A 12,876-nucleotide genomic window follows, 5' to 3' on the forward strand; every position below is an offset into this window, starting at 1 on the left:
GCTAGCTCCGCAATGGGCAAAACTTGATTAATAAAAACTTTTATAACTACATACTCATTTCAGAATAAATCAAATGGCATGCTATTTAACATAACTCTATTTTTTCAGAATAACTCTCAACTAATGTCACTAAGTCAGCAAAGTCATGTAAAACGTAATCGGCCTGATCGGCGTAAGCTGGCGTTAACTCTGGAGCGTATAAACATGCACGCATATTTGCATTGTGCGCAGCTTGAATGTCGTAAAGGTAATCGCCTACATAAAGTAAATTTCTGGCGTTAATGTTCCAAAGTGTAGCAATGGCATTTAAAGCGCTGGGATCTGGCTTTGCTGGGGCATCGCTTCGCGTTAAAACTGTGCTGATAGGGAGTGGATTATTTTGTAATTTCATTGCCGCTGCTTTATCAAAATTGCGAGTAACAATTGCCATCGGTATATTTTTAGACTTTAAAGCATTAATAGCTTCACTCACCCCAGGTAAAATACTGGCATGTTGTGCGTCTATTAATTCGTGTTGGTGAACTATATTCATTGCCTCTTCACGCATATACGGTGAGGGCAACTGAGCAATGTAATCAAGTAAGTCTTGCTCGCAAGGGCAACCTATTTGGGCTTTAATTAATGTAAAATCTAGTTCGGATGAAACTAATGTTCCATCTAAATCAAAAATTACTCCAAAAATAGCCTCAACCTGAGTAGTCATATCATTCCCTGAATTTAGTTATTACTAAATAAAATTTAAACATAAAATTCTCTACTGCTTATGCCCAAGCCAGTTATAGCTAAAGGGATAAATGAAACTAACTATATTTAAATTATTTATTTGCACTGCTATCAATCTATTGATAATACAGTAAATATAATTGGTAGTTGTAGCATGCGCAAAAAATGGTAAATATACAAATTGAACTACCAATTTTTACGTAAATTTACATATACCAGATCAAAAATGAACGCAGTTTAAACGTATAAAGAAAACGCGCACATTAACTGCAGTGCGCGTTGGTTGGGGAAGTTTTAACTGTTAATTTTGCTCAAAGCGGGCTTCGAGCCAAGTATCATCTTGTGCAAAGTTTAAAGTTTTAATCTTACCTTTGCCCTCAACGTTTACCATATTTACCTGAGATGGCCATAAATCACGAAGCGCGCCATTGCTCATTTTAATTCCTTCAATGTTTTCAGGAATTGGTGCTTCTTGGTAAACCCAAAAAAACTTACCATCAACTTGTGCTCCCACAAAGTTAAGTGGTAAAGGTTCACCACTTAACGTTTGTAGAGCAACATGCGATTCAACATACTTAGCAAAACGTTGCTGATCGGCTTTATTACTAATAATATCGATTTTGCCTTCAAATAATGTTCCTACGGCGTGTTCGGTATCATGTAAATAAAAGCGATGCATTAACTCAACATTATGCGTTCGTTTATTAAAAAGCACGGTTGTAACTGACGATTTTAGTTGATGCGCCATACTCGGCGCAGCAACTAAAAGGCAAACAATAATAAGCAAAAAGCGCATTATTGCGGCTCCTCACCGTTATCTTTTTCGTCTTTCTTCTCATCAGTTTTAAGCTCAGTTTTAATATCTTGCATGATATCGCGACTTACTTTAGCTTTACTCTTTTCCTTTTTAAACACTTCAATACGTGAAGGAATAATGCGACGAGGGTAGTTATTATTTTCAATATCTACATCCGCAGTTTCCCAATTAGGATCTACAGTAACTGATACAAGCGGTTTGTTTTTATCGGTAACAATTAGCTTTTGAACATTTTTATAATTACGACGCCAAATTTCAGCAGGAATATAACGCTCTTCGGTTGTGCCATCTTCATATGTTAGCTCAAGTAATATAGGCATTACCAAACCACCAAGGTTTGAAAATTCCATAACGTAGTAGTTTTTATCTTCTTCTAAAGCACGTTCAAGCGTTTTACGCTCCCACGGCTCTAAGCCTTTTAAAAACTTGTTGTACGAGTTACGTTCTTTATTGGTTACAGTAAAGCGGTCATTTTCGTCATAAAAATCGGTAACATCAGGGTTTTGCTCAACCCATGTTTTTTTACCTTCGGCGCGGTTACGCTCAACAAATAATGACGTAGGCTTGTCTGCTTCAATATCACGTAAACGGCTGTAATCAATATCAGGGTTTTTAGTGTCTAAACGTAGTTGATATACTTTATCTAAAGAGATATCAACATGGTCTGTGGTGTAAAACCAGCCACGCCAAAACCAATCTAAATCAACACCAGAGGCTTCTTCCATTGTACGGAAAAAATCAGCTGGGGTAGGGCGCTTGTATTTCCAGCGCTGAGCATACTCTTTAAATGCAAAGTCGAATAAGTCACGGCCTAAAATTACTTCACGTAAAATATTAAGGGCTGCGGCAGGTTTAGTATAAGCATTAGGGCCTAAACGTAATACACTGTCTGACTGAGTCATAACAGGTACTTGGTTTTCAGACTTCATGTAGCTCACTATATCGCGAGGCTCAACACCCCAAGGAATTGTAGGATCCCATTCACGACCAGCAACACCATCTAAAAAGCTGTTTAAGCCTTCATCCATCCACGTCCATTGGCGCTCATCTGAATTCACAATCATCGGAAAGTAAATATGACCAACTTCATGAATAACTACGCCAAGTAAAAAGCGCTTTTCAGCCTGAGAATAAGTACGAGTACCGTCATCTTGTAACTTAGTACGCGGACCGTTAAAGGTGATCATTGGGTATTCCATACCACCAACGGGGCCATTAACCGACTGTGCAGTTGGGTACGGGTAATCAAAAGAATACTTAGAGTACACTTCCATTGTGTGTACTACCGCTTCAGTTGAGTACTTTTTCCATAAGTCACCACCTTCTTTAGGGAAGAACGACATTGCCATAACTAAAGGTTGAACGTCACCACCTTGTTGATAACCTTTTGCATCCCACATAAACTTACGAGACGACGCCCAAGCAAAGTCACGAACATTCTGCGCTTTAAAGTGCCACGTTTTAGTTTTGTCGGTGCCTTCTTTTTCGTTTTCTAGCGCTTCTTCTGCGTTAACAATAAACACAGGACGCTTAGATGTTTCAGCTTGTTTTAAACGTTTGCGCTGAGTACTTGTAAGTACTTTACTCGCGTTATCAAGCTTACCTGTTGCCGATACAATGTGATCCGCAGGAACGGTAATCTCAACATCGTAATCACCAAACTCAAGCGTAAACTCACCAGAGCCTAAAAATGGCTTGTTTGTCCATGCTTCGTAATCGGTATAAGCCGCTAAGCGAGGGAACCACTGAGCAATTAAGAATATGTCGTTGCCATCTTCTTCAAAGTGCTCGTAACCAGAACGTGCACCTACAGCATCTTCTTCAACAATGTTGAATGCAAAGTTCATGCTAAATTCTACTTCTTTACCTGGTTTTAATGGCTCGTTTAAATCAATGCGCATTAAAGTATCAACTACAGTTACGCGTAGCTCTTTACCATCGTCATCCTTTACGCCACTGATTGTATAACCCAGTTCGTTGTCGCTCATAAATTGCTGACGGCGTAAGTCACCTAAACTTAATTTAGCAGGCTTTTGAGCTGGTAGGCTTTCTAAAGTGCTTTTAAACGTTTTAGTTGTTTCGGCAATAGAATCACTTTTAAAAATATTTTGATCTAACTGTAACCATAAATATTTAAGTGTATGCGGAGAGTTATTTTTATATTCAATGCTTTGGCTACCGGTAATACGGTGCTTTTTTTCGTCTAGCTTTACATCAATATCGTAGTTTACACGTTGCTGCCAGTATCTTTCACCTGGTTCGCCAGCGGCACTACGATAAACGTTGGGTGTAGGAAGCGCTTCGTCTAATTGACGAAATTTATCAACAAAAGAACCTTTTGTTTGCTCAACCGAAGACGCCATAACCGCACTAGATATTGCCAAAGGCAATACAAAAGCACTTAGCGTAAGACCTATTTTTTTCATTGTTAGTCCTAATATAATTTTGTGAGCATACTTTGACAAATATACCAGTTAGCTTCAATAAATTAGCGACCAAGTACCGTATTTTTAGGGTGATGTTCACTTAGTTTATTAGATTGAAAAGTACAATTATTTTGTAACAAAATACGAATAAATAAAAACTGTAAAGGGGCTTTACAAAAGTGGGTTTTAATAATGGTTTTGAGCTGTTAAATACAAGTTTTAGAGCTTGGTAAAAGCACATTAATTTTACCTACGTTGCTAAAAAAGTATTGCTTTAACATTATCAGGTAAACCAATAATCCTATGTATAAGTGTCTCAAATTTCCAACAAGTAAAATGAGCTAATAGCCCACTCTACTGAACAAAAACACAGTGAAAACAGCTGAATTATTGGCTCAAATATTGCCGAACTTCCTTAATGTTCGCTATTTTTACGATAAATGATAAATAGTGCAATTTTAGGTTGATCTTTAGTGCAGTTTATATTTAAAATCGCCAACCTTTTTATTTGAGGCAAATAAATTCGTCACATTTATCCTCAAATTAATATCGATTACTAGCAAGAAATGCGGTGGGCTTATGGATTTTTACATCCTAAAAAAACAACAAGAACTAATTGCGATTCCAGCAAGTGAGAATAACTGTAAGCAGTATCTCGATTCGGGTTATTTTTATATCGATAAAGTAGCAGCGTGCAACGAAACTAATGCATTAAAGGCGCTACACGCAAAACAAACTAAAACGTTAAAAATTCCATTATTAATGGCACTTTTAGCATTACCGGTTGTTTTTTCAGCTTGGTACAGTTTAACCTAAGGTAATACACGGCTTAGGCTTGCATCTTTAACTGCCTTGGGTATATTGGCGCTCTTACGGTTTAATTAAGAGCGCGACATGAAAGTCCTCCACACCTCAGATTGGCACCTTGGCCAACAATTCTACGAACACGACCGCCGTGTTGAGCATCAAGCCTTTTTTACATGGTTATTAGCCACTCTTGTTGAACAACAAATAGACTTACTTTTAGTTGCTGGCGATATTTATCATACCGCGACTCCAAGCGCTAGCGCCGAAAATCAGCTTTACCAATTTATTAAAGACGCCAAAAAGGCATGCCCACAATTACACGTAGTAATTATTGCGGGTAACCACGACTCTGCAAATCGTATTTTGGCAGCTCAGCCATTACTAGCGCAATTTGATACGCACGTAGTAGGGCGCTTTGATGTCGCAACACCCGATGAAACTGTTATTACCATAAATACCAATGGTAAACGCGCTGTAATCGTCGCTATGCCATTTTTACGTGCAAGCGATGTAAGTTTACTTAGTCAAACCGAAAGCGGCCCTAGTTATGCTCAAGGCGTTGCAAAAGCTTATGAACTTGCATTAGAGCAAGCTACTAATATAAACGAGCAAAACTCACCATTAATAGTTATGGGGCATTTACACGCAAAAGGCGGGGATATCTCAAGTGATTCTGAGCGTAACTTAGTAATAGGTGGTGAGGAGTCTATTTCAGCCAATGTATTTGGTAAACAAGCCAACTATGTTGCCCTTGGGCACTTACACAAAGCGCAACAAGTCGCTAAAAGCGATATTATTCGCTACAGCGGCACACCTATCCCTATGTCGTTTTCAGAGCGTAACTACACGCACCAAGTAAATGTTGTTGAGTTTATTATTGATGAAAAACAACATATTAGTACAACTGTAAACCCCCTTTACATTCCGCGCTCTGCCGATGTAATTATTTTACCAAAAGGGGAGTGTGTGCCATTAAGCGAACTATGCGAGCAAATTAAAGCGCTCGACACCGCACAAAATACAATAGCGCCTTATTTACGGGTAAAGCTTAAATCAAGCGATACCGACACCACCTTTAGAGAACAAATAGAACAAGCACTTGAAGGTAAGCATATTAAATTTTGTGGTATTGAACGTGTACGTGAGCAATCGACTCAAAATGACGACAACACCGTATTTGAAGATTTAAGCGAAGTTGAAATGCTCAACCCACTAAACCTATTAGAACAAGCATTTGCAAACGATAAAGACATGGCAGGGCAAAGTGTACCCGATGAGCTAAAAGCACTTTTAAGTGACGTGATAAACGAGCTAACGGAGCAAGAGCAACTATGAAAATAACCGCAGTTCGTATTCATAATTTAGCTTCAATAGTTGATGCTGAAATAGACTTTACTCAAGCCCCATTAAAAGATGCAGGCTTATTTGCGATAACAGGCGATACCGGCGCTGGTAAAAGTACTTTTTTAGATGCGATATGTTTAGCCCTTTATACAAAAACAGCGAGGCTACGCGGCGATAAAGGTAACTTAATTGAGTTTAATGGCGACAGCATTAAGCTTAATGATGCGCGAAACCTACTACGCCGAGGTACATGGGAAGGCTACGCCGAGGTTGACTTTTTAGGGCAAGATAAACAGCTTTACCGCGCGCGTTATACAGTTTCACGCACTCATAAAAAGGTAACTGGCAAACTTAAAGTAGCAGAGCACACCTTAGTAACCCTGCCAGACGAAACCTTAATAGCTGACAAAAGCCACACAATAAAAGAAGTTGAGAGTAAAATAGGGCTTAACTTTGAGCAGTTCTCCCGTGCCGTACTTTTAGCGCAACATGAGTTTGCTGCATTTTTAAAAGCCACTGGCGATGAGCGAGCGCAACTTTTGGAGTGCTTAACAGGCACCGATAAATTTAGCCGTATTGGTGTGCGTATTTTTGAGCGCCATAAAGAGCAAGTGGCAAAGCTTGAAGCGCTCAAAGCAGGCCTTCAAAGCTATACCTTATTAACGACCGATGAACTTGAGTTACAACAAACCAAGTTAACCGATTTAAAAGCGCAAACCGAACACACTAAAAAAGAGCTAACCAAAACCGAAAAAGCACTTAACTGGTATCAGCAAGCTACAGTGCTTGAGCAAAGCTTACTGCAGGCACAGCAAACCCAGCAACAAGCAAGCTCAGCGCTTGAAAGTATCGTTGCTCAAAGCGAGCAAGCAAAACAAGCCAAGCAGGCGCTTGAAATAAAAGATAACCGCAGCCGTTTTACTCAATTAATCAATCAAAATACGGCGTTAGATCAGCAAATAACATCACTTAAAAGTGTTGATCATTTAGCGGTAATTAACGAGCGTAACACCGCGCTTGCTAAGCATACTGAGCTACTTAATAACGCCAATGAGCAAAAACAAAATGCAGCGCCCGTTATAGCAAAAGCGAGAGAGCTCGACAGCAGCATTGCTTTGCAAACTCAAGCTGTAAAAGGCACAGAGTCGCAAATAACCAAAGAGCAAACTCAACTTGATGAGCTCACACAGCAGCTTAAACAAAGCAATAACGAGCTAGAGCTCGCTAATACCGACTCAACTAAAAGCCAGCAATGGCTTAATGAGCATGCACAGCTGCACGTTTTAGCAAAAGACTGGAGCTACTATCAGCAAAGCTTTAATACTTACTTAAATGCACAGCAGCAATTAACTGCAAACCTTGCACAAAGCCAAACTCTTAATACCGAGCTTGCAGGTCAGAGCGAGCGATTAAATACACAAAATAATAAAGTGCAGCAGTGCGAGGCGTTACTTACGAGCGAGCAGTCAGCTTTGCAGGTTTTAAATACTCAGCTTAATGAATTTAATGCAGAGCACTGCGACGCGCAGCTAAAAAGTATTGATTACTTAAAAGAGCAGCGAGAGCGCTATAAGCAATTTAACGCAGAGCTAAAACAAAGCACTCAACGCCAGCAAGTGCTCAATCAGCAGCTAAATGAAAGCCAGCAAGCCCATGCTTTACTTAATCAGCATTTAATAACCAGCGAGCAAGCACTTAAAGGCAGCGAGTACGCACTTAACCAAGCGCGCTTAAGAGCCAGCGAAAACGTAGAGCATTTACGCACTGAGCTTCGCCCTAATGAGCCTTGTTTAGTGTGCGGCGCAACGGAGCATCCGTATGCGGTAAATCAAAATCAGCAATTAAATAACTTAATTACTGATTTTGAAAATGCTTTTAATACCGCTAAAAAGCAATTTGACCATGCACAAAGCGAGCTGCATAAACATCAAACTCAACATGCTGTATTAACTGCTGAACACGGACAACTTGAGCAAATAATACAAACAGCAAAAGCCAAACAGCTCGACATTAAAAATACCATGCAAGGTGCACGTAGTGAGCTTAACGACTTAACGCCTGATCAGCTTGAAGTAACTTATAAGCAATTAACGCAGCAAAAAGCGCAATACTTTGAGCAACAAAAACGTCAACGTACATTGCAAACCAAAGTAAACGAGCTACAAGCAGCACTTAAAGCAGAGCAGCAAGTACAGCAGCAACTGAGTAATAAACACCTTGAGCTTACACACCAGCAAAACCAGTTAACGAGTAAGCTTAGCGAGCTTAGTGCACAAATTAACGAGCTGGGTACAACACTCAATAATCAATTTGAAAACAGTGATTTTTGGCAGCAACTACAAGCCAATACGCTTGAACTTAGCGATCTGAGCGAGCAGGTTACGCAGTATCAGCAAACTCAAACGCAACTTGAGCAAAGCCAAAAGCGCCAAGACACAGCTAATGAGCAAATAAAGCAGCTTACCCCGCTTGTTAGTAAAAGCGAGCAATCGTTAAAAGCACTTAATGAAGAGTTTGTAAAAGCAAAAGAGCTATTAGACGCTGTACAAAGTGAGCGCTCAGCTTTATTTAATAACGAGCAAATAAGCGCAGACGACTACCAAGCAAAACTCACAAGTGAGCAAGAGCAAAAACAATCGCAGGTTCAAGCGAGCCAAAAAGCCTATGACGACGCGATAAAACAACGAGATGAGCACGCTATAACGCTTAAAAATGTGGAGCAACGCTTGCTTGAAAACAGCCAAGAACTAGCAACACTTGAGGCACGTTATAACCAGTGGTTTACTGACTTTAAAGCGCAATACAGCGATGTAACGCACGAACAGGTCAAAATTTTACTAACGCTCAGTAGCGATACTATTAAAGCACATTTAAATCAACACGAGCAGTTAACTCAAGCGTTAACAGATGCAAATGCCGCATTAAAACAGCAGCAACTTACGCTTGAAAAACACAACAGTAGCGATAAGCCAACACAAAGTGCAGAGGCTTTAAGTACGCAATTAAGCAGCTTAAATGAGCAACAAACGCAGCTGCAAAATTCATTACTAGCAACTAATACCGCTATTGAGCAACACAACCAAAACGCAAAGGCGCTTGAAGGCAAACAAGCTGAGTTAACTACGCTTAAAACACAGGTAGAGCAGTGGCACTTGCTTAATAAAGTATTGGGCGATGCAACGGGTAAAACCATGCGTAACTTAGCACAAACACAAACGTTAAAAATATTACTGCACTATGCCAACAGCCATTTAAAAACACTCAACAAACGCTACGAATTAACCGCCATAGCGCAAACGCTCGACATTGCAATTATCGACCGCGACATGGCCGACGAGCAACGCTCTGTTAATACGCTCTCGGGCGGTGAGTCATTTTTAGTATCGCTAGCGCTTGCACTTGGTTTAGCATCGCTTTCGTCTAACAAAGTACAAATCAATTCTTTGTTTATTGACGAAGGGTTTGGTACGTTAGACAGCGAAACCCTAAGCATTGCAATGGACGCTTTGGATTCTTTGCAAGCACAAGGCAGAAAAGTAGGCGTTATATCGCACGTAACACAAATGAGCGAGCGTGTAGCCACTCAAGTGCATGTAGCCAAAAAGCCAGGTGGATATTCCACACTTGAAGTTTTATAAGCAACATTACTGAAAACAAGGAGATACAATGCCAACGTTTACAGGCGAGCAAGCAACACAATACGATAGCCGCATAACCCGTTTAGTGCCTGGTTATGAATTATTACATCAGCTCACTAATGCGCAACTACAAGCAACGCTAAGCGACAATGCGCATATTTTGGTAGTAGGGGCAGGCACAGGCAAAGAAGTACTTGCACTGGCTGCACTAAACCCTACATGGCAATTTACTGCGCAAGATACATCAGCCGATATGCTTGCTATCGCACAGCAGCAATTTGATGAACAAGGCATAACAAGCCGCGTAGATGTACATAATGGCCCAGTTGATAAGTTATCGGTTAAAGCCGATGCCGTTTTATGTTTATTAGTAATGCATTTTTTAGAAGATAACGGCGATAAAAAAGAGTTATTAAAAGCAATTAAAGGAAGTCTTAAAAAAGACGCAAACCTTTTTATTGCAGATTTAATGCGCCCCGAAACTTCATTTGAGCGCGAAGCCCAGCTCACAACGTGCGCGCAATTGGGTTTAACCGAAACAGGTAAAACACAAACAGGGCACGACTTAGAAAATGAGTTTTACCCGCTTGATAGAATGCGCTTTAGCGAATTGCTAAATGAGTGCAAATTTGGCATTCCGAAGCTGTATTTTAAAGCCCTAGGTTTTAGCGGATATGTAGTTTAAGTTTCACAAGCTAAACAAGCACCCGCTATTTAGCACCAATAAAAACACCGAGTGAACAAACTCGGTGTTTTTATATAACCCTCTCTACACCCCGAAGTTTCTCTAAGCGTAGGTCGGATAAGTTAAGCGCCACCCGACGCTCTAATATCCACATCACTCAGATCATTACTGTGCCAGCAATCCTAACCAATCTCTCCAAGTGCTTTCATTGCAGCTTGTGCTTTGTCTGTTTGTACAAAAATATGGTCGTGATAAAACGCAGCTACCACATTAGCGCTAATGCCATGCTCAGTTAGCTTTGCAGATACCGCAGCTGTTAGCCCAACGGCCTCTAAGCTTGAATGTACATTAAGAGTAATTAAATTATATTTACCCTCGTAAGTAATACCTGCTTTATCGGCGGTTTCAGCTTTTAAAATAAGGGTTAGGCCTTCCTCTTCAACGTAAGTGGCAAGTGGCTCTAAGTGAACATAATCAGCCAATTTCCCTGCCAAACAGCAAAATATGTATTCACCTTGTTTAAGCACAGGCTGCATTGATTTTAATAATTCGTTTAACTCTAAAATTCCGGCCATGGTCGTTCCTTACAATGTGTTATTTAGTGCCTTTTAGCTGCGCGACTAGCTCGCTTAATCTCGCAATTTTTATATTACTTAATTGCCTGTAATCAAAATACGGGCACACAATAATGTTGTTACTGGTGTCTATTGCAAACTCGTCGTCGAGCCAATCAAATTGTGCATGCAACTTACCTTGTTGTAATAAGTTTTTAGCGTGCGTACGCCCAGCAATTATGTGTAGCTGATTTTGATTGCTAGTAGCTTTATCTGCGCAAGTAATAGTAGTGTCAGGCGCGCTAAATAGCAGGGCGGTTTTACTATTTTTTTGCAGTAAATACTCATCGCGATATTGTTGCCAAGTAGGGGCTTGTTTAGCAAATGAATAATGCTCACTTGGCAGGGAAAATAGCACTTTGGCGTAAACGTTAAACACTTTGCGCCAACCATTACCACAGTACTGGTTTATGGTATTTATTTGCTCATTTATAACCGGTTCTAGGCATTCAAGTGTTTCAAAAAACGGCATGGGCGGCGCTTTTGCTACGTATACCGCAACGCTAAATTGCGTATCACCTAAGCCAACTAATTGGGTGTTCAAGTTAGTTAGCCTTGTTTTGCGCTAAAATACGGTCGAGGTTATTTGCAAAGTTTTGGCGATCGGTTTGGCTAAGTGGCGGCGGCCCACCACTCATTTCTACGCCGCTTGAGCGCATGGTATCCATAAAGTCGCGCACGTTAAGTATTGAGCGGATATTCTCGGTGGTATAAAGCTCGCCACGTGGGTTGAGTGCTTGCCCGCCGTTATCAATTACTTCACTTGCTAGCGGAATATCGCCCGTAATAACTAAATCGCCTTTTTCAACACGTTTTACTATTTCGTCGTCGGCTACATCAAACCCCGACGATACTTGAACGCGGCTTATGTATTTTGACGGCGGAATACGCATTGCGTGATTAGCCACTAAAATAGTCTCGATTTTCATACGCTCTGCAGCTCTAAAAAGTATTTCTTTTATAACAACAGGACACGCGTCTGCATCTACCCAAATTTTCATGCTATGGTCATTTTTATTGCTTTAGAATTAATACGATCCTATAGCAAATTTTTTTAATCGGCTAGCAAACTTTATATCCATCTATATTTAGATAATACGTACGATTTATGTAATTAAAAAAGGAGCTTACATGAAGGCTATTAAATACGGTTTACTTATTACAGGGTTATTTTTTCTTAGTGCCTGCACCAGCCCTCCTGAGGGAATAACACCCGTTAAAAACTTTGATATACAAAAATATAAAGGCAAATGGTTTGAAATAGCGCGTCTTAATCACTCATTCGAAGAAGGGATGGAGCAAGTTACCGCGACTTATTCAATTAACGACGACGGCACAGTAAAGGTCCTTAACAAAGGGTATTTAACGGATGATAAAAAATGGGATGACGCCGAAGGCTTAGCCAAGTTTGTTAAGGGCACCGACACAGGGCATTTTAAAGTCTCGTTTTTTGGTCCATTTTATGGCGCTTACGTGATTTTTGAACTTGACCAACCCGATTATCAATATGCATTTATAACCAGTTACAACAAAGATTACTTGTGGTTTTTGTCGCGTACACCAACGGTTAGCAAAGAGCTTAAAGAACACTTTTTAACTAAAGCTAAAGAGTTGGGCTTTGCTACCGATGAAATAATTTGGGTAAACCAAGAGACTATGTAAAGGGGGTTTACAGTTAGTTATATACGTTTTTAAAGTAGTAATAAAAGAGTCACCTAACCGTAAAGTAACTTAAATATATTATGGTTATATTGTGTGTACTTGCCGTGAGACAGCAAGTATTGGAAACACTGAATATCCCCTATTGTTGGCAAGCTATATA

11 protein-coding genes are annotated in these 12,876 nt (G+C 40.1%); 5 read left to right on the forward strand and 6 right to left on the reverse strand.

The genetic code is table 11. The annotated features are described in order from the left end of the window. Positions 1-85 precede the first annotated feature (85 nt). The 3 genes from H5157_RS15165 to H5157_RS15175 all read right to left on the reverse strand — a co-directional run bounded on the left by H5157_RS15165 (position 86) and on the right by H5157_RS15175 (position 3,966). Positions 86-703: an HAD family hydrolase gene (locus H5157_RS15165; protein ID WP_165723788.1), complete on the reverse strand. Its 618-nt coding sequence runs from the start codon at positions 701-703 to the stop codon at positions 86-88. A gap of 321 nt (positions 704-1,024) precedes the next feature. Then, positions 1,025-1,519 (reverse strand): DUF6702 family protein, encoded by a 495-nt coding sequence (locus H5157_RS15170; protein WP_165723789.1) that lies wholly within the window; start codon positions 1,517-1,519, stop codon positions 1,025-1,027. Beyond that, a complete protein-coding gene (locus H5157_RS15175) occupies positions 1,519-3,966 on the reverse strand; it encodes a M1 family metallopeptidase (protein WP_182725001.1) in 2,448 nt (815 codons plus the stop codon). The genes H5157_RS15170 and H5157_RS15175 overlap by 1 nt, the downstream gene beginning before the upstream one ends. A gap of 579 nt (positions 3,967-4,545) precedes the next feature. Between H5157_RS15175 and H5157_RS15180 the strand changes: the two genes are divergently transcribed. The 4 genes from H5157_RS15180 to H5157_RS15195 all read left to right on the forward strand — a co-directional run bounded on the left by H5157_RS15180 (position 4,546) and on the right by H5157_RS15195 (position 10,440). After that, positions 4,546-4,782: a hypothetical protein gene (locus H5157_RS15180; RefSeq protein ID WP_002959190.1), complete on the forward strand. Its 237-nt coding sequence runs from the start codon at positions 4,546-4,548 to the stop codon at positions 4,780-4,782. Positions 4,783-4,860: 78 nt separating this feature from the next. Next, positions 4,861-6,108, forward strand: a complete 1,248-nt coding sequence (locus tag H5157_RS15185; protein ID WP_182725002.1) for an exonuclease SbcCD subunit D C-terminal domain-containing protein — start codon at positions 4,861-4,863, stop codon at positions 6,106-6,108. Further along, positions 6,105-9,755 (forward strand): AAA family ATPase, encoded by a 3,651-nt coding sequence (locus H5157_RS15190; RefSeq protein ID WP_182725003.1) that lies wholly within the window; start codon positions 6,105-6,107, stop codon positions 9,753-9,755. Before H5157_RS15185 ends, H5157_RS15190 begins: the two co-directional genes overlap by 4 nt. Positions 9,756-9,783: 28 nt before the next feature. Then, entirely contained in the window at positions 9,784-10,440 is a 657-nt protein-coding gene (locus H5157_RS15195) for a class I SAM-dependent methyltransferase (RefSeq protein ID WP_024596051.1), read from the forward strand. A gap of 182 nt (positions 10,441-10,622) precedes the next feature. Here H5157_RS15195 and H5157_RS15200 read toward each other — a convergent pair whose 3' ends face one another. The 3 genes from H5157_RS15200 to H5157_RS15210 are packed head-to-tail and all read right to left on the reverse strand — an operon-like array spanning position 10,623 to position 12,055. Further along, a complete protein-coding gene (locus H5157_RS15200; protein WP_024596052.1) occupies positions 10,623-11,015 on the reverse strand; it encodes an ACT domain-containing protein in 393 nt (130 codons plus the stop codon). Positions 11,016-11,034: 19 nt separating this feature from the next. Then, the gene (locus H5157_RS15205; protein WP_182715944.1) at positions 11,035-11,598 is read right to left on the reverse strand and encodes a DUF6942 family protein; all 564 of its coding nucleotides are present in this window, start codon (positions 11,596-11,598) and stop codon (positions 11,035-11,037) included. A gap of 1 nt (position 11,599) precedes the next feature. Then, positions 11,600-12,055 (reverse strand): YaiI/YqxD family protein, encoded by a 456-nt coding sequence (locus H5157_RS15210; RefSeq protein ID WP_002959175.1) that lies wholly within the window; start codon positions 12,053-12,055, stop codon positions 11,600-11,602. A gap of 130 nt (positions 12,056-12,185) precedes the next feature. Between H5157_RS15210 and H5157_RS15215 the strand changes: the two genes are divergently transcribed. After that, positions 12,186-12,716, forward strand: a complete 531-nt coding sequence (locus tag H5157_RS15215; protein WP_182696560.1) for a lipocalin family protein — start codon at positions 12,186-12,188, stop codon at positions 12,714-12,716. Positions 12,717-12,876 lie beyond the last annotated feature (160 nt).

Origin of the sequence: Pseudoalteromonas sp. SG43-3 (assembly GCF_014164385.1) — a bacterium.
Classification (GTDB): domain Bacteria; phylum Pseudomonadota; class Gammaproteobacteria; order Enterobacterales; family Alteromonadaceae; genus Pseudoalteromonas; species Pseudoalteromonas distincta.

Coding starts and splice junctions, on each gene's coding strand:
- H5157_RS15165 (WP_165723788.1), bottom strand. CDS start 703: ATGACTACTCAGGTTGAGGCTATTTTTGGAGTAATTTTTGATTTAGAT.
- H5157_RS15170 (WP_165723789.1), bottom strand. CDS start 1,519: ATGCGCTTTTTGCTTATTATTGTTTGCCTTTTAGTTGCTGCGCCGAGT.
- H5157_RS15175 (WP_182725001.1), bottom strand. CDS start 3,966: ATGAAAAAAATAGGTCTTACGCTAAGTGCTTTTGTATTGCCTTTGGCA.
- H5157_RS15180 (WP_002959190.1), top strand. CDS start 4,546: ATGGATTTTTACATCCTAAAAAAACAACAAGAACTAATTGCGATTCCA.
- H5157_RS15185 (WP_182725002.1), top strand. CDS start 4,861: ATGAAAGTCCTCCACACCTCAGATTGGCACCTTGGCCAACAATTCTAC.
- H5157_RS15190 (WP_182725003.1), top strand. CDS start 6,105: ATGAAAATAACCGCAGTTCGTATTCATAATTTAGCTTCAATAGTTGAT.
- H5157_RS15195 (WP_024596051.1), top strand. CDS start 9,784: ATGCCAACGTTTACAGGCGAGCAAGCAACACAATACGATAGCCGCATA.
- H5157_RS15200 (WP_024596052.1), bottom strand. CDS start 11,015: ATGGCCGGAATTTTAGAGTTAAACGAATTATTAAAATCAATGCAGCCT.
- H5157_RS15210 (WP_002959175.1), bottom strand. CDS start 12,055: ATGAAAATTTGGGTAGATGCAGACGCGTGTCCTGTTGTTATAAAAGAA.
- H5157_RS15215 (WP_182696560.1), top strand. CDS start 12,186: ATGAAGGCTATTAAATACGGTTTACTTATTACAGGGTTATTTTTTCTT.